This is a genomic window from Micromonospora sp. Llam0 (assembly GCF_003751085.1).
GTDB lineage: Bacteria > Actinomycetota > Actinomycetes > Mycobacteriales > Micromonosporaceae > Micromonospora_E.
Window position 1 is genome coordinate 5,386,975 of the sequence record NZ_RJJY01000001.1, and the last position, 21,089, is coordinate 5,408,063.

Annotated in this window: 20 protein-coding genes and 1 pseudogene; 3 read left to right on the forward strand and 18 right to left on the reverse strand. The window is 73.1% G+C overall.

The features are described from left to right. Positions 1-109: 109 nt before the first annotated feature. The 8 genes and pseudogenes from lysS to EDC02_RS23525 all read right to left on the reverse strand — a co-directional run bounded on the left by lysS (position 110) and on the right by EDC02_RS23525 (position 8,584). The gene (gene lysS / locus EDC02_RS23490) at positions 110-1,627 is read right to left on the reverse strand and encodes a lysine--tRNA ligase (protein ID WP_123603818.1); all 1,518 of its coding nucleotides are present in this window, start codon (positions 1,625-1,627) and stop codon (positions 110-112) included. A gap of 107 nt (positions 1,628-1,734) precedes the next feature. Beyond that, on the reverse strand, positions 1,735-2,493 hold the full coding sequence (locus tag EDC02_RS23495) for a type III pantothenate kinase (RefSeq protein WP_123605083.1): 759 nt from the start codon (positions 2,491-2,493) through the stop codon (positions 1,735-1,737). A gap of 82 nt (positions 2,494-2,575) precedes the next feature. Continuing rightward, positions 2,576-3,457 (reverse strand): annotated as a pseudogene (nadC, locus tag EDC02_RS23500) (carboxylating nicotinate-nucleotide diphosphorylase); the annotation flags it as partial. Continuing rightward, positions 3,442-5,145 (reverse strand): L-aspartate oxidase, encoded by a 1,704-nt coding sequence (locus EDC02_RS23505; protein ID WP_123603820.1) that lies wholly within the window; start codon positions 5,143-5,145, stop codon positions 3,442-3,444. The pseudogene nadC and the gene EDC02_RS23505, both read right to left, overlap by 16 nt. Before the next feature lie 73 nt (positions 5,146-5,218). Next, the gene (locus EDC02_RS23510; RefSeq protein WP_123603821.1) at positions 5,219-6,124 is read right to left on the reverse strand and encodes a septum formation family protein; all 906 of its coding nucleotides are present in this window, start codon (positions 6,122-6,124) and stop codon (positions 5,219-5,221) included. Positions 6,125-6,234: 110 nt separating this feature from the next. Next, positions 6,235-6,681, reverse strand: coding sequence for an aspartate 1-decarboxylase (gene panD / locus EDC02_RS23515; RefSeq protein WP_123603822.1), 447 nt, complete (start codon positions 6,679-6,681; stop codon positions 6,235-6,237). Next, the gene (gene panC, locus EDC02_RS23520; protein WP_233606251.1) at positions 6,681-7,631 is read right to left on the reverse strand and encodes a pantoate--beta-alanine ligase; all 951 of its coding nucleotides are present in this window, start codon (positions 7,629-7,631) and stop codon (positions 6,681-6,683) included. The genes panD and panC overlap by 1 nt, the downstream gene beginning before the upstream one ends. Beyond that, a complete protein-coding gene (locus tag EDC02_RS23525; protein WP_123603823.1) occupies positions 7,628-8,584 on the reverse strand; it encodes a Rossmann-like and DUF2520 domain-containing protein in 957 nt (318 codons plus the stop codon). Before EDC02_RS23525 ends, panC begins: the two co-directional genes overlap by 4 nt. 116 nt (positions 8,585-8,700) lie before the next feature. Between EDC02_RS23525 and EDC02_RS23530 the strand changes: the two genes are divergently transcribed. Both EDC02_RS23530 and EDC02_RS23535 read left to right on the forward strand, forming a co-directional pair. Continuing rightward, the gene (locus EDC02_RS23530) at positions 8,701-9,732 is read left to right on the forward strand and encodes an SAM-dependent methyltransferase (protein ID WP_123605085.1); all 1,032 of its coding nucleotides are present in this window, start codon (positions 8,701-8,703) and stop codon (positions 9,730-9,732) included. 73 nt (positions 9,733-9,805) lie between these two features. After that, entirely contained in the window at positions 9,806-10,996 is a 1,191-nt protein-coding gene (locus EDC02_RS23535) for an NADH-quinone oxidoreductase subunit D (protein WP_370461482.1), read from the forward strand. Between the two features lie 7 nt (positions 10,997-11,003). Here the strand turns inward: EDC02_RS23535 and EDC02_RS23540 are convergent, their stop codons facing one another. The 4 genes from EDC02_RS23540 to EDC02_RS23555 form a co-directional block, all read right to left on the reverse strand. Then, positions 11,004-12,689 carry a hypothetical protein gene (locus EDC02_RS23540; RefSeq protein WP_123603824.1) on the reverse strand — a complete coding sequence of 562 codons (1,686 nt, stop codon included), beginning with the start codon at positions 12,687-12,689 and terminating at the stop codon, positions 11,004-11,006. Positions 12,690-12,802: 113 nt separating this feature from the next. After that, complete coding sequence (locus tag EDC02_RS23545) at positions 12,803-13,807, reverse strand: glycine betaine ABC transporter substrate-binding protein (RefSeq protein WP_123603825.1); 1,005 nt, start codon at positions 13,805-13,807, stop codon at positions 12,803-12,805. A gap of 238 nt (positions 13,808-14,045) precedes the next feature. Then, positions 14,046-14,786, reverse strand: coding sequence for an ABC transporter permease (locus EDC02_RS23550; RefSeq protein ID WP_123603826.1), 741 nt, complete (start codon positions 14,784-14,786; stop codon positions 14,046-14,048). After that, on the reverse strand, positions 14,783-15,475 hold the full coding sequence (locus EDC02_RS23555; RefSeq protein ID WP_123603827.1) for an ABC transporter permease: 693 nt from the start codon (positions 15,473-15,475) through the stop codon (positions 14,783-14,785). Before EDC02_RS23555 ends, EDC02_RS23550 begins: the two co-directional genes overlap by 4 nt. Before the next feature lie 2 nt (positions 15,476-15,477). Between EDC02_RS23555 and EDC02_RS23560 the strand changes: the two genes are divergently transcribed. Next, entirely contained in the window at positions 15,478-16,461 is a 984-nt protein-coding gene (locus tag EDC02_RS23560; RefSeq protein ID WP_123603828.1) for an ABC transporter ATP-binding protein, read from the forward strand. A gap of 21 nt (positions 16,462-16,482) precedes the next feature. Here the strand turns inward: EDC02_RS23560 and EDC02_RS23565 are convergent, their stop codons facing one another. From EDC02_RS23565 to folP, 6 genes are all read right to left on the reverse strand, one after another. Next, a complete protein-coding gene (locus tag EDC02_RS23565) occupies positions 16,483-16,803 on the reverse strand; it encodes a hypothetical protein (protein WP_123603829.1) in 321 nt (106 codons plus the stop codon). 69 nt (positions 16,804-16,872) lie between these two features. Then, on the reverse strand, positions 16,873-18,438 hold the full coding sequence (locus EDC02_RS23570; protein WP_123603830.1) for an ABC transporter permease: 1,566 nt from the start codon (positions 18,436-18,438) through the stop codon (positions 16,873-16,875). A 200-nt stretch (positions 18,439-18,638) separates the two neighbouring features. Beyond that, positions 18,639-19,106, reverse strand: coding sequence for a DUF3180 domain-containing protein (locus EDC02_RS23575; RefSeq protein ID WP_123605087.1), 468 nt, complete (start codon positions 19,104-19,106; stop codon positions 18,639-18,641). Positions 19,107-19,197: 91 nt separating this feature from the next. Then, positions 19,198-19,725 (reverse strand): 2-amino-4-hydroxy-6-hydroxymethyldihydropteridine diphosphokinase, encoded by a 528-nt coding sequence (folK, locus tag EDC02_RS23580; protein ID WP_123603831.1) that lies wholly within the window; start codon positions 19,723-19,725, stop codon positions 19,198-19,200. Between the two features lie 13 nt (positions 19,726-19,738). Beyond that, on the reverse strand, positions 19,739-20,161 hold the full coding sequence (folB, locus tag EDC02_RS23585; RefSeq protein WP_123603832.1) for a dihydroneopterin aldolase: 423 nt from the start codon (positions 20,159-20,161) through the stop codon (positions 19,739-19,741). Continuing rightward, positions 20,158-21,030, reverse strand: a complete 873-nt coding sequence (gene folP, locus EDC02_RS23590; RefSeq protein WP_199757745.1) for a dihydropteroate synthase — start codon at positions 21,028-21,030, stop codon at positions 20,158-20,160. The genes folB and folP overlap by 4 nt, the downstream gene beginning before the upstream one ends. Positions 21,031-21,089 lie beyond the last annotated feature (59 nt).

Consider the following 21,089-nt stretch of genomic DNA (forward strand, 5'->3'; position numbering starts at 1 on the left):
AGGCCGTTGTCCTTCCGAGCACGTTCTCCCGCAATCAAGAGCACAATAGCCCGAAAGATGCGCCAGCCGTCAATAGGACGCGCAAACTCCCCGAGAAAAATTTGGCCGACTACTCCGGACGGACCAGAGGGAAGAGGATGGTTTCGCGAATACCCAGGCCGGTCAGGGCCATGAGCAACCGGTCGATTCCCATTCCCATGCCCCCGGCCGGCGGCATTCCGTACTCCATGGCCCGGAGGAAGTCCTCGTCGAGGCGCATCGCCTCCGGGTCACCGCCGGCGGCCAGCCGTGCCTGGGCCACCAGCCGCTCCCGCTGCACCACCGGGTCGACCAGCTCGCTGTACGCGGTCGCCAGCTCGACCCCGCGCACATAGAGGTCCCACTTCTCGGCCAGCCCCGACTCGGCGCGGTGCGCCCGGGTCAGCGGGCTGGTCTCCACCGGGTAGTCCCGCACGAAGGTCGGCTGGAGCAGAGTCGGCACGACCAATTCCTCGAAGAGTTCCTCCGCCAGCTTGCCCGGACCCCACTTCGGGTCCACGGTGACATCGAACTTCTCGGCGTAACGCAGCAACTGCGCTCGGTCGGTCCGTACGGTGACTTCCTCACCGAGAGCTTCCGACAACACTCCGTACAGAGTCACCGTACGCCACTGGCCGCCAAGGTCGAACTCCGACCCGTCGGCGTAGGTCACCACATGTGACCCACTGATCGCGCTGGCGCACTCCTGTACCAGATCCCGGGTCAGCCGCGCCATGGTGTCGTAGTCCCCGTACGCCTCGTAGGTCTCCAACATGGCGAACTCGGGCGAGTGCGAGGAGTCAACCCCCTCGTTGCGGAAGTTCCGGTTGATCTCGAACACCCGGTCGATGCCGCCGACCACACAGCGCTTGAGGAATAGCTCGGGAGCGATTCGCAGATACAGATCGACATCGAGAGCGTTGCTGTGCGTGACGAACGGCCGGGCCGCCGCGCCGCCGTGCAGCACCTGCAGCATCGGCGTCTCCACCTCGGTGAAGCCCCGCTGGTGGAACGAGTCGCGCAGGGTACGCAGCACTGTCGCCCGGGTCCGCACGGTCCGACGCGCCTCCGGGCGGACGATCAGGTCGACGTACCGCTGCCGGACCCGGGCCTCCTCGCTCAACGGCTTGTGCGCCACCGGCAGCGGACGCAGCGCCTTGGCGGTGATCTGCCACGAGTCGGCGAGCACCGAGAGCTCACCCCGACGGCTGGTGATCACCTCGCCGGCCACCCCCACGTGGTCGCCGATGTCGACCAGCCGCTTCCAGTCCTCCAGCCGCTCGGCACCGACCCGGTCCCGGGAGAGCATCACCTGCAACTCGGTGCCGTCACCCTCACGCAGAGTCGCGAAACAGAGCTTGCCGGTGTTCCGCACGAAGATCACCCGGCCGGTGACCGCCGCCTGCTCGCCGGTGGCGGTGTCGATCGGCAGGTCGCCGAAGCGCTGCCGCAGCTGCGCCAACGACGCGGTCCGGGGGAACCCGACCGGATAGGGCTCAACGCCCTGGGCCAGCAGCCGGTCCCGCTTATCCCGGCGCACCCGCATCTGCTCGGGCAGATCCGCTGCGGAATCGTCGGGTACGGTCACGTGCTCGGTCACGGTGGGCATCCTCAACACAGGGGGTACGGACAACGGTGCGACCTCGTGGTCACGGTCCGGCCACGAGCGTACTCAACCAGGGTTCTGTGACGCAGCTGACAAGGCCGCGACGGGGATCAGGTGTTCCGCTCGTACACCATCCGCAGGCCGATAAGGGTGATCATCGGTTCGTGGTGGGTGATGGTGCGGCACTCAGCGATCACCACCGGGGCCAGTCCGCCCGTCGCGATAACCGCGCTGAGCTGCCCCAACTCCGCCGCCATCCGCTCCACGATGCGGTCCACCTGGCCGGCGAAACCGAAGTACATGCCGGACTGCAGGCACTCAACGGTGTTCTTGCCAATCACCGACCGGGGCCGGGTCGGCTCGACCTTGCGCAGCTGGGCGGCGCGGGCCGACAACGCGTCGAAGGATATCTCGATACCGGGAGCGAACGCCCCGCCGAGGAACTCACCCCGGGCGCTGATCACGTCGAAGTTGGTGGTGGTGCCGAAGTCCACGACGATCGACGGGCCACCGTACAAGGTGTGCGCGGCGAGGGTGTTGACCACCCGGTCCGAGCCGACCTCCTTGGGGTTGTCGATCGCCAACTGCACCCCGGTCCGCACCCCCGGCTCCACGATCACGCTGGGAATGTCGCCGTAGTAGCGGCCGAGCATCGTCCGCAGCGAGCGCAACGCCGCCGGTACGGTCGAGCAGGCGGCCACCCCGGTGAGCTCCACCGAGTCCCCGGCGAGCAGCCCGCGGAACATCAGGCCGAGCTCGTCGGCGGTGGACCGGGCATCGGTCTTGATCCGCCAGGAGTGCACCAGCTTGTCCCCGTTGAACGTGGCCAGCACGGTGTTGGTGTTACCGATGTCGATGCAGAGCAGCATGTCGTCCCCTCGACGGTCAACCGGCGGTCCGGCCGGCATCGGCCGACACGCCCGTACCGGCCGACACGCCCGCACCGGCCGGTCGCAGATCCAGCGCGATGTCCATGATCGGCGAGGAGTGGGTCAACGCCCCGACCGACAGGTAGTCCACCCCGGTCCGCGCGTACCGGGCCGCGTTGGCCAGGGTCAACCCGCCGGTGGCCTCCACCTCGACCCGGTCACCCACCTCGGCGACGACCGCGCTCAGCAGCTCCGGCGGCATGTTGTCGCAGAGCAGGAACGACGCCCCGGCCTCGACCGCCTCGACCGCCTCGGCCAACGTGGTCACCTCGACCTCCACCGGTACGCCGGGGAAGGCCTCGCGCACCCGGCGGTACGCGGCACCCACCCCGCCGGCGGCCAGCTTGTGGTTGTCCTTGACCATCGCCACGTCGTACAGACCCATCCGCTTGTTGCCCCCGCCGCCGACCCGGACCGCGTACTTTTCCAGCGGCCGCAGCCCGGGAGTGGTCTTGCGGGTGTCCAGCACGGTCGCCTTCGATCCGGCGAGGGCGTCCGCCCAGGCCCGGGTGTGGGTGGACACCCCGGAGAGCCGGCTGATCAGGTTGAGCGCGGTCCGCTCGCCGGTGAGCAGGGTACGGACCGGGCCGGTCAGCGTGGCCAGCACCGTACCGGCCGACACCCGGTCCCCGTCGGCACGGTGCAGCCGCACCTCGACCGGCGTACCTGCCGACGGCACCGCGTCGAACACGGCGGCGACCAACGGCAGACCGGCCACCACCCCGGCGGAGCGGGCCACCAGTTCGGCCGTACCGAGCTGCCCCGGGTCGATGGTGGCGGCCGACGTCACGTCCAGCCGGTCCGGGCCGAGATCCTCGTCCAACGCGGTCGTCACCACCCGGTGGACCACCTCCGGGTCCAGACCGCAGGCCCGCGACGCGGCGACGGTCACCTCGCTACGCATGACGGCTCCCAGGTGAGAGTGGGCTGCCCGACCGGACCGAGCGCGCTGACCAGATGCCCGAGCCAGCCCTCGGCCGCCGCCGGGAAATCGTCACGCCAGTGACAACCCCGGGTCTCCTGCCGGGCGTACGCCGCCGCCACCAGCGCGGTGGCGACGGTGACCAGGTTAGTCGCCTCCCATCCGGCGGTGCCCGGCGTGCCCCGGCTACCGGCGAGCCGGCGCAGCTCGGCGGCGGTGCCGTCGAGCGTCGCGGCGGAACGCAGCACTCCGGCGCCCCGGCTCATCGCCCGCTGCAGCGGCTGCCGGGCATCGGCCGGCAGCAGCCAGCCGTCGGCCTGGTCAGCCTGGTCAGCCGCCCGGCCGGTGCCGGCCGGTTCCAGCTGCGGCGGCAGCTCGCGGGTGATGTCCCGGGCGATCCGCCGGGCGAAGACCAGGCCCTCCAGCAGCGAGTTGCTGGCCAGCCGGTTGGCGCCGTGCACGCCGGTGCAGGCCACCTCGCCGCAGGCGTACAGGCCGGGGATGGTGGTCCGGCCGTGCAGGTCGGTGCGGACGCCGCCGGACGCGTAGTGGGCGGCCGGTGCCACCGGGATCAGCTCCTCGGCGGGGTCGATTCCGATGGCCCGGCAGGACGCCACGATCGTCGGGAAGCGCCGGGCCAGGAACTCGCCGCCCAGATGCCGGGCGTCGAGCTGCACGTGGTCGACGTCGACCGCCGACATCACCCGGTGGATGCCCTTGGCGACCACGTCGCGCGGTGCCAACTCGGCGAGCTCGTGCTGGCCGAGCATGAACCGCTTGCCGTCAGGGTCGAGCAGCCGGGCGCCCTCGCCGCGCAGCGCCTCGGACACCAGCGGCTGCTGGCCGCTGCCGCCGGCGGCACCCGGCACCGCCAGGGCCGTCGGATGGAACTGGACGAACTCCAGGTCGGCCACTGCCGCGCCGGCCCGCAGCGCCAGCGCCACCCCGTCGCCGGTGGAGACCGCCGGATTGGTGGTGGTGGCGAAGACCTGCCCCATCCCGCCGGTGGCCAGCACCACGGCGCGGGCCAGGATCGCGCCCACCCCGTCCGGGGAGCCCTCGCCGAGCACGTGCAGAGTGAGCCCGCAGGCCCGAGCCGGCCCGCCGGCGGCGTCCGGCGCGGCACGCAGCAGGTCGACCACCAGGGCGTGCTCGACCAGCCGGATCCACGGGTCCCGACGGACCGCGGCGTGCAACGCCCGCTGCACCTCGGCACCGGTGGCGTCACCGCCGGCGTGCACGATCCGGTTGGCCCGGTGACCGCCCTCCCGGGTGAGCAGCAGCACACCGTCGGCGTCCCGGTCGAACTCGGCGCCGACCCGGATCAGCTCCCGGATCCTGGCCGGCCCCTCCTCGACCAGCACCCGGACCGCGTCCGGGTCGCACAGCCCCACCCCGGCGGTCTCGGTGTCCTGGGCGTGCGCGGCCGGGGTGTCCAGCGGGTCCAGCACGGCGGCGATCCCACCCTGTGCCCACCGGGTCGACCCGTCGTCGATGTTGACCTTCGTCACGACGGTGACGTGCAGCCCGGCTTCCCGCAGATAGAGCGCGGCGGTCAGGCCGGCGATGCCGGAGCCGACGACCACCACGTCGGTGGTCTCCGCCCAGCCGGGATCCGGCGCGGCGAGCCGGCCGGGCAGCTCGGGCAGGGCCGGGATACGCAGTCGCATGGGCAGAGTCAACCGCGCCCGCCCCGGTGACGGGCCGCCGGGGCGGACGGATGTGGGCCGGTACACCCGGCCGCTACTCGTACTGGATGGGCAGGCCCTCGGTGCCGGCGTCCTTGAGCGACCGCTCGACGTTGCGTTCGTCGAGCCACAGGTAGCAGCGGACGCCCCGGTTGCCGGCCGCCCACTCGGCGGCACCGCCCGGCAGCGAGATGACCCCGGTACGGAACTGCAGGTTGCCGTCGAGCGGTACGTCCGCGTACCGGCCGATCACCTTGCGGCACTCGGTGTGGAACTGGTTCCAGTCCCGGTCCCGGGTCGGATACTCGATGTCCGGTGCCTGCCAGACCCCGGCGAACTCCGCGTTGTGCGGCTCGTCGCACTCCTCGGCCGGCATGGTGTCGATCGCGCCGTTGTCGTCGTTGCGGACCGCGTAACAGGTCAGGTGTAGCGGCGACGGCTCGGCCAGCACGTCCCGCAGGCTCGCGGTGCGCGACGCCGTACCGCCGTTGTCCTCGACGTTGGTCACCTCGGTGACGTCGCAGCGGAACCAGCGGGCGCCGCCTTCCCAGGCAGCCGGGGACGGCACCGCCACCCCCACCCAGAGCCGGCCGAGCCGCCAGTCGGCGCCGACGTACTCGCTGGTCGCGGAGTCACACTCGGCGTACGCGACGCGGATCTCGGGTGAACCCTGCGCCGGCGGCGCGGTCGCCTCCGCCGCCTCGGCGCCGAAGGTGCCGACGTGCGCCGTCTCCACCCGGTGCGGGGTCGTGCAGTCGACCGGGCTGTACGACGACAGGTAGGCGGTCTCGGCGAAGTCCCCCGGGTGGCAGACCTCGGCCGGCGGCACGAACGGGCTCGGCTCGGGGATCGGCTGCCAACTGTTGGTGAGCTCACCGTCCACCCCGGCGGGCAGGCCACACCCGGTCAGGCCGAGCGCAAGCGCTCCGCCGACCGCGACAGCGGCGGTCCATCGGCGCATCGAGTCCCTCCCACGGGCTGGCTGGCAGGCGGTCCGGACCGCCGAGCATACGACACCTTCGAGTGACCGTACGGTCACCGCCCGGCTTCCGGTCGGCAACCACCACCACGCTAAGGCCTGCCGGCAACCACCGGCCAGCCGGCGGCGGTGTCGCCACGGACCGGGTCGCCGACCACACCGGCGGGTGCCCCGGCCGGGTCGGCGTCGAGCTGGATCACCCGGTTGGCGGCGTCGACGTGCACCACCCGGGGCTGGTAGGCGCGGGCCTCGGCGTCGGTGAACTGCCCGTACGCGATCAGGATCACCAGGTCGCCGGGGTGCACCAGGTGGGCGGCGGCCCCGTTGATGCCGATCACCCCGCTGCCCCGGGCCCCCTCGATGACGTACGTCTCCAGCCGGGCGCCGTTGGTCACGTCGACGATCGCCACCTGCTCGCCGGGCAGCAGATCGGCGGCGTCCAGCAGGTCGGCGTCGACGGTGACCGAGCCGACGTAGTGCAGATCGGCCTGGGTGACCGTGGCCCGGTGGATCTTGGACTTGAGCATGGTGCGCAGCATCAGGAACCTTCCGATCGGGAGCCGGTCAGCTCCACCGGGGCGTTGTCGATCAGCCGGGTGTCACCGACCCGGGCGGCGATCAGCAGCCGGGCCGGGCCGGGCACCGCCGGCCCCAGCTCGGGGTCGGTCAGCGCCAGGTAGTCGAGCTCGGCGGCGTCGCCGGTGTGCCGGTCGAAGGCGGCCCGACCGGCGGCCAGCACCTCGTCGGACGAGCCGCCCGCCGCAGCGGCGTCCACGCCGGCCCGCAGCGCGCCGGCCAGCCCGAGCGCCACCTGCCGCTGCCGGGGCGACAGGTAACGGTTGCGGCTGGACCGGGCCAGCCCGTCCGGCTCGCGGACGGTCGGCACGCCGACGATGGTCACCGGCAGATCCAGGTCACGCACCATCCGCCGGACCAGGGTCAGCTGCTGGTAGTCCTTCTCCCCGAAAAAGGCCAGGTCAGGTCGGGTGATCTGGAGCAGCTTCAGCACCACGGTGAGCACCCCGTGGAAGAAGCCCGGACGGCTCGCCCCCTCCAGGATCTCCCCCACCGGCCCTGGGTGGACCCGGACCTGCGGTGCGCCGTCCGGGTAGACCTCGGCCCGGCCCGGCGCGAAGACCGCCCGGACCCCGGCCCGCCGGCACACCTCCAGGTCGTCGTCGATGGTGCGCGGGTACCGGTCGAAGTCCTCGGTCGGCCCGAACTGCAGCGGGTTGACGAAGATCGTGGCGATCACGTGGTAGGCGCGGGCCGCCGCCGCACGCAGCAGGGCGGCGTGCCCGTCGTGCAGGGCACCCATCGTCATCACCACCGCCACCGAGCCGGACCAGCCGGTGCGCAACGCGGCGAGTTCGGCGCGGGTCCGGACGACCTGCAGCCCGGTCGGCGCGGTCGGGCTGGTCGGCGCGGTCGGCGCGGTCGAGGTGGTCGGGGCCTGGCTCATCGCGCTCATCGGACCCGCCGCGCTCATCGGACCCGCTCCCGCCGCCGGCCCGACGTGGCGACCGGCTCCCGGCTGGCCAGCACGTCGAGCAGCGGCACCGCAGCGGCGGCCGGCAGCCGGCCGGCGGCGATCGCCCGGTCGGCGGTACGCCGGGCCAACGCCAGATAGCTGGGCAGGCTCTCCGCGGCGGTGTCAGCCAGCCGGTCCAGGTGCCGGGCCACGGTGCCGGCGTCGCCGCGCGACACCGGCCCGGTCAGCGCGGCGTCGCCGTGCGCCAGGGCGTTGTCCAGGGCGGCGCGCAGCAGCGGTGCGAGCACCCGAGCAGGGTCGGCGACCCCGGCGTCGCGCAGCCGGTCGCTGGCCTCGTTGACCAGGGTGACCAGGTGGTTCGCGCCGTGTGCCAGGGCGGCGTGGTAGAGCGGCCGGTCCGTCTCGGCGACCCACTCGACGGTGCCGCCCAGCGCTGCCACCAAGCGGGTGGCCAGCGGCCGCAGCGGCCGGTCGGCGGTCACCCCGTAGCTGATCCCGGGCAGCCGGTCCAGGTCGCCGCGCTCGCCGGTGAAGGTCATCGCCGGGTGCAGCGCCAGCGGGGCGGCGCCGACCGCAGCGGCCGGGGCCAGTACGGCGAGACCGTGCGCCCCGGAGGTGTGCGCCACGACCTGGCCGGGCCGCAGCGCGCCGGCCGTCACCAGGTAGGCCAGCACGGTCGGCAGCACGTCGTCGGGCACCGCGAGGATCAGCAGCTCGGCGGCGTCGGCGACGTCGGCGACCGGTCGGGGCTCGACGCCGGGCAGCAGCCGGCGGATCCGGTCCCGGCTGGCCGGGCTGGCCCCGGAGACCGCGGTGACTCGATGGCCGGCGGCGGTCAGGGCGGCGGCGAGCACCGCGCCGACCCGGCCGGCGCCCACGACCCCGACAGCGGGGTCGGTCACCCGGGCAGCGGGAACGTCCACCGCCGTCGGGCGCGCCGATGCGCTCATGATGTGATCCAGTCCTCGAAACGGGGGTACCGGTCGATGCCAGTATGCGCCGTGGCAACGGACCGGAAACAACGGTGTGTGAAAACCTTCACCCGCTGATCTAGGGTGGCCCGGTGCTGACCTGGCGGGACGCCATCACCACCGCGCTGTACGGACCGGACGGCTTCTATGTGACCGGTGGCACCCCGGTGCCCGCCGCGCACTTCTCGACCAGCGCGCAGACCGGTACGCCGTTCGCCCGAGCGGTCCTGCGGCTGCTGTGCCGGGTCGACCGCCTGCTCGGCCACCCGGACCCGGTCGACCTGGTCGACGTCGGAGCCGGCGGCGGTGAACTGCTCAGCGCCGTACACCGGCTGCTCGCCGACCCGCCCGACCGGCTCGCCGACCCGCCCGGCCAGCTCGCCGACCGGATCCGGCTGACCGGCGTCGACCTGGCGCCCCGACCGGCCGGCCTGCCCGAACCGGTCGAATGGCGGGCCGCACCGCCGACGGGGACCACCGGGCTGCTCGTCGCCACCGAGTGGCTGGACAACGTACCGCTCGATCTGGCCGTCCGCGACGGCGACCGGCTCCGCTGTCTGCTGGTCGACCCGGCGACCGGCCGCCAGCACCCCGGCGGGGAACTCGGAGCCGCCGACTCCGCCTGGCTGGCCCGCTGGTGGCCGCCGCTGCCGGACGGAGCGCAGGCCGAGGTCGGCCGCCCCCGCGACGAGGCCTGGGCCGCAGCGGTACGCACCGTGCACCGGGGCGCCGCGCTGGCGGTCGACTACGGCCACCGGTACGCCGACCGCCCGGTCGCCGGCACCCTGACCGGTTTCCGGGCCGGCCGTACGGTGGCCCCGGTCCCCGACGGCTCCTGCGACCTCACCGCCCACGTGGCGATCGACGCCGTCGCCGCCGCCGGATCGGCGGCCGCCAGCGGGACCGGCCACCTGCTGTGCCGGCAACGGGACGCGCTGCACCGGCTCGGGGTGCACGGCCGCCGACCGCCGCTGGCCCTGGCCGGCACCGACCCCCGTGGCTACCTGGCCGCGCTGGCCGCCGCCGGCACCGCCGCCGAACTCACCGACCCGGACGGCCTCGGCGGGCACTGGTGGCTGGTCCAACCCGTCCGGCTGGCCGGCGACGCCGAAGCCCTGCTGGCGTGACGATCAGGGCCCGGCCGGCCGGGGTTGGCGCGGCGACACCGCTGACCGCGCGGCGGGGAGCCGGCGTGCGACGATGGCCGGCATGGACACCGACACCGGTTCGCCGCCCCCGGCCGGGTCGGCCGACGGACTCCGCCAGCTGACCGTCGGCACCGGCGCCGGGCTGGACACCGCCGACATGGTGCTCAACATCGGCCCGCAGCACCCGTCCACGCACGGCGTACTCCGGCTCAAGCTGGTCCTCGACGGCGAGCGGGTGATCTCCTGTGAGCCGGTGATCGGCTACATGCACCGCGGCGCCGAGAAGCTGTTCGAGGTCCGCGACTACCGGCAGATCATCATGCTGGCCAACCGGCACGACTGGCTGTCCGCGTTCGCCAACGAGCTGGGTGTGGCACTCGCCGTCGAACGGATGATGGGCATCGAGGTGCCGGAGCGGGCCACCTGGCTGCGGACCGCGCTGGCCGAACTGAACCGGGTGCTCAACCACCTGATGTTCCTCGGCTCGTATCCACTGGAGATCGGCGCGCTCACCCCGGTGTTCTACTCGTTCCGGGAGCGGGAGACGCTGCAGGCGGTGCTGGAAGAGGTTTCCGGCGGCCGGATGCACTACATGTTCAACCGGGTGGGCGGCCTCAAGGAGGAGGTGCCGGCCGGCTGGACCCGCCGGGCCCGGGAGGCGATCGGCCAGGTCGAGGCCCGGATGCCCGACCTGGACCGGCTGATCCGGCGCAACGAGATCTTCCTCGCCCGTACGGTCGGGGTCGGGGTGCTCGACGCGGCGACGGCCGCCGCGTTCGGTGCCTCCGGTCCGGTCGCCCGGGCCAGCGGCCTGGACCTGGACCTGCGCCGCGACGAGCCGTACCTCGCCTACGGCGAGTTGGACGTGCCGGTGGTCACCCGTCGCGCCGGTGACTGCCACGCCCGGTTCGAGGTGCTGCTCGACCAGGTGTACGCCTCACTCGACCTGGCCCGCCGCTGTCTGGACCGGGTCGACCAACTGAGCGGGCCGGTCAACGTACGGCTGCCGAAGGTGGTCAAGGCACCCGAGGGCCACACCTACGCGTGGACCGAGAACCCGCTCGGCGTCAACGGCTACTACCTGGTCTCCCGGGGGGAGAAGACCCCGTGGCGGCTCAAGCTGCGGACTGCCTCCTACGCCAACGTGCAGGCGTTGGCGACGCTGATCCCCGGCAGCCTGGTGCCGGATCTGGTGGCGATCCTCGGTTCGATGTTCTTCGTGGTCGGCGACATCGACAAGTGACGCCGGCCTACCGCCAGCGGCGGTCGTCGGGGTAGTCGACGTCGTCACGGTAGCGGCCACGGCCGTCGTCGTCGCGGTACCGCCGGCCGCCGTCGTCCGGTTCCCGGTAGCGCCGGCCCGGGGCGTCGTCGGCGTAGTCGCGGTAGCGCCGAGCCGGCTCGTCGTCGTAGTCGCGGTAGCGGCGGCCGGCGGTGCCCTCCTCCGCGTACCGGCGGGGCGGGTCGTCGTCGCGGTAGCGCCGGCCGGACGCGTCGTCGCGGTACCGCCGACCCGGGTCCGCAGGTTCGTCGTCCCGGTACCGGCGGGGCGGGTCGTCGTCGCGAAACCGGCGCGGCGGGTCGTCGTCGCGGAACCGCCGACCGGCGTCGTCCTCCTCGTCCCGGTACCGGCGGCTGCGCCGGACCGGCTCGTCGTCGAGTGGATCGCGGGCCGGCGACGACCATGCCGGGGGCGACTCGGCGCCGCTGCCGGCCGGCAAAGCCGGCAACGCCGCACGCCGACCGGTCCCGCCGATCCCCGGGCCGTCCGACGGCGGATCGGCCATCCGCTGGTCCCACCGGGCGTCCCGCCACGGCGGCTCGTCCGCGACCCGGTCACCGCCCGGCCCCGGCAGGTCGCCCCGGTCCTGCGGGTACCGGCCGTTACGGGCACCGGCCCCGGACCGGGCCGGTGGGTAGTCGTCGCGGGCCGGCGGGTAGTCGTCGTCGCGGGCCGGTGGCCACCGCTCGGCCGGCGACCCGGTGCTGAAGCCGTCGGCCCGCCCGACGTCCCACCGGTCGACGGGTCGGTCGCCGTACCGTTGCTCGGCGCTGTCGTCCCGGTCGCCGCTCCACGACCAGCGCTCCTCCGGCTGGTCGCGCAGCCGGCGTTCGGTCCACGACTCCTCGTCCGGCTCGGCGGAACGCCGCCCACGGGCCGCCGGTGCGGACCACTCACCGTCGATGGACTCGCCGCCCCGGCCGCCGTAACGGGTCCCGCCGTACACCGTGCCTGCGGGTTCGTCCTCGGCCCGTGGGTCGACGACCTGCCGGGTGCTCACCTGGACGGTCTCCGGCTGCCGGACGACGCCGTTCGGCCCTTGCTGGCGGGGCAGCACGGTGCCGCTGACCGCCGGGACCGAGGCCCGGCCGGCCTGACCGCCGGAGCCGTACTGGCCGCCGTTGTACTCGCCGCCGTAGCCGGCAGCCCCGGTCGGGCCGGAGGCCGGCACCGCCGCCGGTACGGCGGACGCCGGAGCAGCCTGATCGAACCGGTCGTAGCCGGCGCGGTCACCGCCCGGCTGCGCCCGGGCCGGTTCACTCCGGGCGATCTCGGCACGAACCACGTCCAGCTGACCACGAAGCGCCTCGACGTCGTCCTGAACCACCTGCATCTTCTCGCCGAAGGCGCGGTGCGTCGCCCGGACGGCGGTGGAAATGTCGTTGCGCACGTCCTCGCGGAGCACGTCCATTTCCTCGACGAGCGCATCCTCCATGTCGGCGCGCATAGTTTCCACGCCACCACGCAATGTGATTGACAATCCAATCAACACCACGGACGCGATAGCGATCACCATCGCCAGTCGCAACGAGCCGTCGCCGTCGCCGAGCAGCAGCAAAAGCGCAGCCAGCGGCGCCAGGCCCAGGCCACCCCAGGTAAGCCACTTGAGCGGAACCGTGCGGCGCGGCTCCTCTTCGGCCTCGGGAGCGGACATGGCTGTGGAGCCTACCGACATCTACAGATCAACGGAACGGGTACCGCCTGCTGTCCGAGAAGGTAGGCTCCACAGCCCGGCTGGCCGGCGACAGCCCGCGCCGGCCCCGAAAATCAGCCGGTCGCCAGCGCCCCGTCCGACGAGAACACCAGGCCGACACTGATCTCGCCGGTGGTCAACGCGGTCTTGGTCTGCGGCCCACCGGCGTCGAGGGAGCTGAACTCCCCGGCCCGGAAGTCGTACACCTCGACCAGCCCTTCCTGGCACTTGGGGCGCTGCGGGCACTCCGGCGGACCGCCCAGGACGGTCGCCGTACCGGAGCATTTCTCCGCCAGGTCGGAAAGCGTACGAACGCCGTACTCATCGGCGAAGGCGCTGGTCACCGCGAACGCGTTCTGGTCCTGTGCCGCGGACGGCTCACCGAAGACGATGCCGACCTGCTCACCGACCTCGCGGAGCCCGGTCATCGTCTCGTCCAGGTCCGACGACGAGATCGCCGGAGCGTTCTCCCCCGCCACCTTGTTGTTGATGAAGTCCGCCATGGTGGCCGCGTACTCCGGCACCACCTGGATCTCCCCGGTCTCCAGCGCCGGTTCGTACAGCTCACGGTTGCCGATCTGCTGCACGGTGACGTCGTAGCCCGCCGCCGTCAGCACGATCCGGTACAGCTCGCCCAGGGTCTCGCTCTCGCTGAAGTTGGCCGCGCCGACGATCAGCTCACCGCCCGGTCCGGTCTCGATACCGTCGGTCAGGCCCTCGGCGGCGGCGAACTCCTCGGCCGCGGCCTGCGGCGTCTGACGGTCGACGTCGACCGCCCGGTTGAGCCCGATCAGCTTTTCGGTGTCCAACGCTGCCGACACCTTGTTCAGGGCGGCGATGACCTGCGGCGATGCCGCGTCGGCGTTGACCGCCGGCACGATGTTGTCGGTGTTCTGCAGGTTCTTGTCGTCGGTCAGCACTACCAACTGGTCTCCGGCTACCGGTGCGCAACCGGCACCGGACGCGCCGGCATCCGGCGCCTCGGTGCCGGATGATCCCGCCTCGCCACATGCGGCGAGGAAACCCGCCGCGGTGAGCGCGCCGACCGCGCTCAGGGCGATACGTGTCCGTGCATGCATGTTTGCCCGCCTCCTGTGTCCCGGCGCGACCCCATCGGGCCGGCCGCGTGTCCGACGGGCGCGGCACATGCCCGCGCGAGCGTGCTGCGGGCAGCACGGCAGCCGCGACGGGGCCCCGGCCCGTGCCGGCATGCCGTCACCCGTTCCCTCTACCGAACATCCTCACCGTAGGGTCCGACAACAGATGAAGATCGGTTGTCACCGGATCGTCATCCGACCCGAACGGAAAGCGACGCGCTCAACCCGAGCCGACCGCGCTGGCCTGCTCGTTCGCCCGCCGGCCGGTCCGGCGCAGCGGCCGCGGGGTGAACGCCCGTTCGAGCACCGCCAGCAGCCCTTCGGTGATCAATGCCAGGGTCGCCACCAACAGACCGCCGGCAAGGATCTGGCCGCCGCCGATCGAGATGCCCAACCCGAAGCCCGCGCTGATGATCTGCCCGAGGCCGCCACCGTTGACGAACGCCGCCAACGCCGCCGTCGCCACCACCTGCACCGCCGCGGTCCGGAACCCGGCCGCCAGGTACGGCACCGCGAGCGGCAACTCGACCCGGCGCAGCACCTGCCAGCCGGACAGCCCCATCCCCCGAGCCGCCTCCCGTACCTGCGGATCCACCTGCCGGATCCCGGTGAACGCGTTGGCCAGCAGCGGCGGTACGGCGAACACCGCCAACGCCAGGATCACCGGCGGCTTGCCGAAGCCCAGGAAGGTCAGCGGCAGGATGGACAGCAGGGCGATGGTCGGCACCGCCAGGGTCAGGTTCGACACCAGCACCACCAGGCCGCCGCCCCGGCCGGTGTGCCCGAGCCACAGTCCGACCGGCCAGGCCACCAGGCAGCCGACCGCGACCGCGGCGGCCGAGATGGTCAGGTGCTCACCGAGGCGGTCCAGCACCCCACCCGGGTTGGTCCAGTTGAGCGGGTCGTTGAGCCAGGTCACCGCCTGCTCGACCGGGTTCGCCGCCACGGTCTGCCGGCTCACGGGGCGACCCGCCGGGCCCAGGGCGTCAGCAGCCGGCCGGCACCCGCCAGGAGCAGGTCGAGCAGCAGGGCCAGCGCCACGCTCAGCAGCGTACCGGTGAGGATCTGGGCCTTGTAGAAGTTGTTCCGGAAGCCGCTGAAGATCAGGTCACCGAGCCCGCCGAAGCCGATCAGCGAGCCGATGGTGACCAGCGCGACCGTGGAGACCGTGGCCAGCCGCAAGCCGGTCATGATGCCGGGCAGCGCCAACGGCAGCTCGATGCGCAGCAGCCGACCGAACCGGCCGTACCCCATCCCGTCGGCCGCCTCGATGGTCGCCGCCGGCACCTGACTCAGCCCGGCCAGCGAGTTGCGCACGACCAGCAGCAACGCGTACAGCACCAGGGCGATCAGCACCGACGCGGGGTTGGTCGCGCCCACGTAGGGTGCGATGAAGGCCAGCAACGCCAGCGACGGGATGGTGTAGAGCACGCCGGTGAGGGCGAGGATCGGCCCGGTCAGCGACCGGAACCAGTACGCGACCACCGCCAGCGGCACCGCCAGCAGCGCGGCGATCAGCACCGCCTGTACCGTCAGGGTGACGTGTTCGGTCAACGCGGCGACGATCGTCGACCAGTTGTCCCGTACGTACTGACCGGAGAACCACGGGTTACCCGGGTCAGCCCGGTCGGCGAGCAGGTGGAAGGACACAGGTGGACGGTACCGTGCGGGCCGCCGACGGCGCGGCGGCGATCACCTTGACCGACATCGGCAAGCAGTTCCCGGACGGGACGCGGGCCGTACAGAGCCTCTCCCTGGAGATCCCCGCCGGCCAGTTGGTGGTGTTGATCGGCCCGTCGGGCTGCGGCAAGTCCACTGTGCTCCGGATGATCAACAGGCTGATCGAGCCGACCACCGGGCGGATCATGCTCGGCGACGAGGACGTCACCCAGGTCGACCCGGTGCGGCTGCGCCGCCGGATCGGGTACGTGATCCAGCACGTCGGGCTCTTCCCGCACCAGACGATCCGGGCGAACGTCGGCACGGTCCCCCGGCTGCTCGGCTGGCAGCGGGACCGGATCCGGCGCCGCGCCGACGAGCTGCTCGACCTGGTCGGACTGGAACCGGGCCGGTACGGCAAGCGCTACCCGCACGAGCTGTCCGGCGGGCAACGCCAGCGGGTCGGCGTCGCCCGGGCGCTGGCCGCCGACCCGGTCGTCCTGCTGATGGACGAGCCGTTCTCCGCGGTCGACCCGATCGCCCGCGGCCGGCTGCAGGAGGAGTTCCTCCGGCTGCAGGCCGAGGTACGCAAGACGATCGTGCTGGTCACTCACGACCTGGACGAGGCGGTACGGCTGGGCGACCGGATCGCCGTACTGTCCGAAGGTGGCCGGCTGGAGCAGTACGCGGCACCGGCCGAACTGCTCGGCGGGCCGGCGACCCCGTTCGTGACGGAGTTCGTCGGCGCCGACCGGGCGATCCGCCGGCTCGCGGTCACCCCGGTGAGCCGCGAACTGCTCGACGACGCCCCGGCGGCCGCAGACCCGGCCGGGCTGCCCACCCTCACCCTGGGCACCTCGCTCTACGACGCGCTGGCCCGGTTGCTGGTCACCGGCGCGGAGCATGCCCGGGTGGTCGACGACGCCGACCAGCCGGTCGGCGTGGTAAGCCGACGCCGAATCCTCGACGCCGGCTGATCCGACGCCGGCTGACCTGTGTCAGCTCCGATGCCCGGGCCGCAGCAGGTAGTCGATGAACGCCGCCCGTAGCAACGGCTCCGACTCGCCGTACTCGTGGCCGGTGAACTCCCGCCACAGCGCCACCGCGTCCTCGACGGTCGGGCCGATCGAGTTCGGCGCGCCGTCCAGCTCGCTGGCGTCATCGGCCCGGGACAGCCGCTGGGTTATCGACCAGAAGAAGCCCAGGTCCCTGCGCTGTCGGGCCAGCTCGAACGACTGCTCCCGCAACTGCTCGGTGGAGAGCCGATCGAGCTCCTCGAAGGTCGGCGTGGCTCGGTTCGCGGCCGGCGATTCGGTCATATCAGCGAGCCTAGCCCGCCGGCCCGTCGCTGGCTCGGCAGCTGACCCGCTCAGCGAGCCGTCGGCGGGTCAGCGACCGTCGGTGCCCCAGCTGTCGTCGGCGCCCCAGTTGTCGCTGGTGTCCCAGCGGTCCCGGGCCGGTGCCGGCTGGGCGGGCAGGGAGGCCGACCAGGACTGCTGGCCGCCGGTCGGCGGGTCGGACGGCCACCCGGCCTCGGCCCGGGCCGGCTCCGACCAGCCCACCGGCTGACCGTCGTAGTAGACCGGCTCGGGTTCACCAGTCGACTCGCCCGCAGTCTGCTCGGCTTCGTGTGCTTCATGGGCTTCGTCGGCGTCGTCGACCGGCGTCGACCGTGGCCGGCCGAACGTCTCCACCAGACGGGTCACCGCCAGCCCGGCCACTACCGCGACAGCACCGGTGGCGTACAGCGCGATGTCGAGGTCGCGCAGCTCGGCGTACCTGATGAAGAGGGTCAGGCCGAGCACCGCCAACACGGTCCCGAAGACACCGCCCCGGCGGCCGAAGACGCTGGTCCCGCCGAGCAGCGCCGCGCCGATCGCCACCGCCGTCCACTCCAGCCCCACCGACGGGCTGACCGGGCCGTTGCCGACGGCAGCCAGCAGCACCCCGCCGACGACCGCGAAGACCATCGACAGGATGAACGCACCGCTGGTGACCAGTGCGGCGACGCCGCCCCGCCGGTCGGCCGGATCGCCGACCGGGCGGAACCGCCCGACCCCCCGCCGGATCGACTTGATCGTGCCGAGGGATCCACCGAGCAGCGCCAGCACGACGAAGCCGCCGAAGACCACGAACGCCTGGCCGGTCGGGTCGAAGGCGCCCTGCAGGTCGACCGGGCCGGACCGCTGCTGGATGAAGACGACGGCCACGCAGGCGGCGACCAGACTGCCCACCCAACCGGGCACCTGCAGGCCGGCGACCAGCAGCGCCGTCCCCGCGCCGAGCACCACCGCCCAGATGACGCCGGTGACCAGCACCGGCACCACGCCGTTGTCACCGTTCTCGGCGAAGTGCAGCGCGGCGGCCACCGCCACCGGCCCGATGGCCAGGTTCGGCGCCCCGGCGCGCAGCGTGACCCCGGCGGCGAGCGCGAACAGGCCGAGCCCGGTCGCGTAGACCAGCAGCGGATCGCGGGTGCCGGCGCTGGTGAGACCCGGGTCGACCCGGTAGAGCAGATAGCCGATCCCACCGACCGCCAGCAGCAGGATCAGTTCCCAGACGAGGTGCACGCCGAGCCGGTCCCGGCCACGTTCGCCGTGGTAGGGGTCGTCGAAGACGTCGTCGAGCGCGGTGGACGCCCGGCGGCGACGGCTGTGTCGGGTGGCCGCCCGGGTGGTGTTGGAGCCGCGCGTGGGCCGGTCCGCGGCAGCGTACGAGTTCCCGGTCGCGGCGGAGTCCGCGGTGGTGGCGGCTCCGGCGGCGGAGAAGTCCGCAACGGTGGAGAAGGAGCTCGTCGAGTAGCCGGCCGGGCCGCGACGACCTGGCTCGGCCGCCGGATACCGCGCGTCGCCGTAACGGGTGTCGCCATAGCGGGTGTCGCCGGGCTGACGGTGGCCGGTCGGATCCGAGGTGCTCGCGTTCCGCCGGCGATAAGGCGAATCGTCGTACGCCATACCGCGTCTCCTCTGGTCGCTCAGTCGACCAGTGTGTGGCGTCCGCGCGGTGGCCCGGGCAGCCGTACCGGTCGCAGGCACCGTACCCGCGACCGGGTCCGGCCGTCACCCCCCGTATCCAGCCAAGCTGCCCGGAACCGGGTCGATACCGGGTCGATGCCCGGTCGGCGCCGGCCCGGCGGGCCGGCCTGGCGGACCGGTCAGTCGGCCGGCTGGTCCGGGGTGTCGGAGTCCTCCGGGCGGTCCGGGACCCGGCAGGCCCGCTCCAGCCAGAGCGCCGCCGCCACCAGCGCGACCGCGGCGACCAGACCGCTGCCGGCGGCCGGCAGGTCGTTGCTGGCCGCCCGGGTCGGCTGGATGAACAGCCACAGCACCAGACCGGCATAGAAGCCGGCGAAGATCGCCCCGGCGAGGGAGGACGCCTTGGCCAGCACCACGAAGCGGGCGGCGAGCAGCGGGTTGACCGGGTCGTGCCCGGGCTGGCGGTCGACCCGGGCCCGGGTGTTCAGCGCCGCATACCCTTCGAACACGGCCAATGCCGCCAGCGTCACGGAGGGTAGCCAGGGTATGACCGGCATCCGTACGTACCAGCTGCTGATCACCAGCCAGCCGACCGCTGCGGCGGCCAGCGCCGCCACCACCAGGGTGGACAACCTGGTGGGCCCCATCCGCGGCTCGTCAGGCTCCCGTCCGCGCGGGCTGACTCCCGGTCCGGTCACAGCAGCATCAGCCCCGGCAAGGTGATCGACAGACGCACGTTCACTGGGTCGACTCTAGCGGCAGATCCGGTCGCGGGCGCAGTTCGAGCAGGTCCCCGGCGACCGGATCGTGGTTGAGCAGGTCAGTCAGCCAGCCGTGGCCGGGCAGTTGGCCGTACGGCTGGATGTCGATCCACGGTCGCAGCACGAACGCCCGCAGCCGCGCCCGGGGATGGGGCAGCACCAGCTCAGGGTCGTCGCTGAACACCGGGGCGTCGTCGTCGGTCCACACCGCGACGACGTCCACGTCCAGGCTGCGGGGCCCGTACGGCCGGTCCGGGTCACGCACCCGCCCGGCGGCCCGTTCCAGGCTGCGGCACCGGTCGAGCCAGTCGGCCGGCGCGGCACCCGGATCGGCCACCATCGCGACCGCGTTGAGGTAGTCGGGCTGCGCCGGGTCGCCCCACGGCGGGGTCTCGTAGACCCCGGAGACGACCAGCAGTACGTCGTCCAGCGACCGCACCGCCGCGCGCAACCGCCCGTACCGGTCACCGAGGTTGCTGCCCAGTGCCAGCACCGCCCGGGTCATGGTCGGCCCCGGGTCATGGTCGGCCCCGGGTCAGCACGACCGCGACGTCGGTGAACCGGTGCGGAATCGGCGCCTGCGGCTTGTGCACGGTCACCGTGACCGAGCTGACCCGGTGGTCGGCCAGGCACTGGGCGGCCAGCCGGTCGGCCAGCGTCTCGATCAGATTCACCGGCTCGCCGCTGACGATCGCGACCAGCCGGTCGGCCAGCTCGCCGTAGTGCACGGTGTCGGTGACGTCGTCCGTCTCGGCCGCCGGCGCGAGGTCGACGGTGAGCGCGACGTCGACGACGAAGTCCTGCCCGGTGGCCCGCTCCTGCGGGTAGACGCCGTGCCGGCCGTGGGCACGCAGCCCGGTCAGCACGATCCGGTCGGTCGCCGACGGCTGCGCGGCCCCCGGGCCGGGCGACGGCCCTGCGGCGGGCTGGTGGTCGGTCATCGACGGCTCCCCGGCGGATCGTCGGCGTCCGGGACGATCCGGGGCCGTCCACTGGCCTGCCACACCGCCAGCGCGTCCACGGTGTCCCGGACGTCGTGTACCCGGACCCCCCAGGCGCCGGCGGCGACCGCCAGCAGGCTGGTGGCGGTGGTCGCCGCGGCCCGTTGGTCGACCGGCCGTGGCTGGCCTGCCGGGTCGGCGAGCAGTTGGCCCAGGTAGGACTTGCGGCTGGCCGCGAAGAGCAAGGGGCAACCGAGGTCGAGCAGCTCGGGCAGGCGGACGGTGAGCTGCCAGTTGTGCTCCGCCCGCTTGGCGAAGCCGAGGCCGGGGTCGACGATGAGCCGGTCGGCGGCCACCCCGGCGGTCAGCGCGGTGTCGATCCGGGCGGCGAGCTCGGCGCGGACCTCGCCGACCACGTCGCGGTAGTGCGCCAGGTCCTGCATCCGGTCGGAGTGCCCGCGCCAGTGCATCAGGATCCACGGGCAGCCGGCCTCGGCGACCACCTCGGCCATCCGCGGATCCGCCAGACCGCCGGAGACGTCGTTCACCACCGCCGCCCCGGCGGCCAACGCGGCGGCGGCGACCGTCGCCCGGGTGGTGTCGATGCTCATCGGTACGCCGGCGGCGGCGAGCGCCCGGACGACCGGGAGCACCCGGGCCGTCTCGGTCGCGGCGTCGATCCGCACCGCGCCCGGCCGGGTCGACTCACCGCCGACGTCGATCAGGTCGGCGCCGTCGCGGTGCAGCCGGACGCCGTGCGCGACGGCGGCGTCGAGGTCGGCGTACCGCCCGCCGTCGGAAAAGGAGTCAGGCGTGACGTTGAGAACGCCCATCACGACCGGCCGGGCCGGCCGCAGCAGATCGGTCACGGGTAGGACGGTACCGGCGCGGCTCGGGGTCGGCCGGCAGAGGGCATGCTGGGTACTCT

What these genes read in the sequence shown, in the direction of transcription:
- EDC02_RS23535 (WP_370461482.1), top strand. Translation starts at nt 9,806, where the DNA reads ATGGCCGGCATGGACACCGACACCGGTTCGCCGCCCCCGGCCGGGTCG.
- EDC02_RS23565 (WP_123603829.1), bottom strand. Translation starts at nt 16,803, where the DNA reads ATGACCGAATCGCCGGCCGCGAACCGAGCCACGCCGACCTTCGAGGAG.
- EDC02_RS23505 (WP_123603820.1), bottom strand. Translation starts at nt 5,145, where the DNA reads ATGCGACTGCGTATCCCGGCCCTGCCCGAGCTGCCCGGCCGGCTCGCC.
- folB (WP_123603832.1), bottom strand. Translation starts at nt 20,161, where the DNA reads ATGACCGACCACCAGCCCGCCGCAGGGCCGTCGCCCGGCCCGGGGGCC.
- EDC02_RS23545 (WP_123603825.1), bottom strand. Translation starts at nt 13,807, where the DNA reads ATGCATGCACGGACACGTATCGCCCTGAGCGCGGTCGGCGCGCTCACC.
- lysS (WP_123603818.1), bottom strand. Translation starts at nt 1,627, where the DNA reads ATGCCCACCGTGACCGAGCACGTGACCGTACCCGACGATTCCGCAGCG.
- panD (WP_123603822.1), bottom strand. Translation starts at nt 6,681, where the DNA reads ATGCTGCGCACCATGCTCAAGTCCAAGATCCACCGGGCCACGGTCACC.
- panC (WP_233606251.1), bottom strand. Translation starts at nt 7,631, where the DNA reads ATGAGCGCGGCGGGTCCGATGAGCGCGATGAGCCAGGCCCCGACCACC.
- EDC02_RS23495 (WP_123605083.1), bottom strand. Translation starts at nt 2,493, where the DNA reads ATGCTGCTCTGCATCGACATCGGTAACACCAACACCGTGCTGGCCACG.
- EDC02_RS23575 (WP_123605087.1), bottom strand. Translation starts at nt 19,106, where the DNA reads ATGGGGCCCACCAGGTTGTCCACCCTGGTGGTGGCGGCGCTGGCCGCC.
- EDC02_RS23540 (WP_123603824.1), bottom strand. Translation starts at nt 12,689, where the DNA reads ATGTCCGCTCCCGAGGCCGAAGAGGAGCCGCGCCGCACGGTTCCGCTC.
- EDC02_RS23525 (WP_123603823.1), bottom strand. Translation starts at nt 8,584, where the DNA reads ATGAGCGCATCGGCGCGCCCGACGGCGGTGGACGTTCCCGCTGCCCGG.
- folK (WP_123603831.1), bottom strand. Translation starts at nt 19,725, where the DNA reads ATGACCCGGGCGGTGCTGGCACTGGGCAGCAACCTCGGTGACCGGTAC.
- EDC02_RS23570 (WP_123603830.1), bottom strand. Translation starts at nt 18,438, where the DNA reads ATGGCGTACGACGATTCGCCTTATCGCCGGCGGAACGCGAGCACCTCG.
- EDC02_RS23510 (WP_123603821.1), bottom strand. Translation starts at nt 6,124, where the DNA reads ATGCGCCGATGGACCGCCGCTGTCGCGGTCGGCGGAGCGCTTGCGCTC.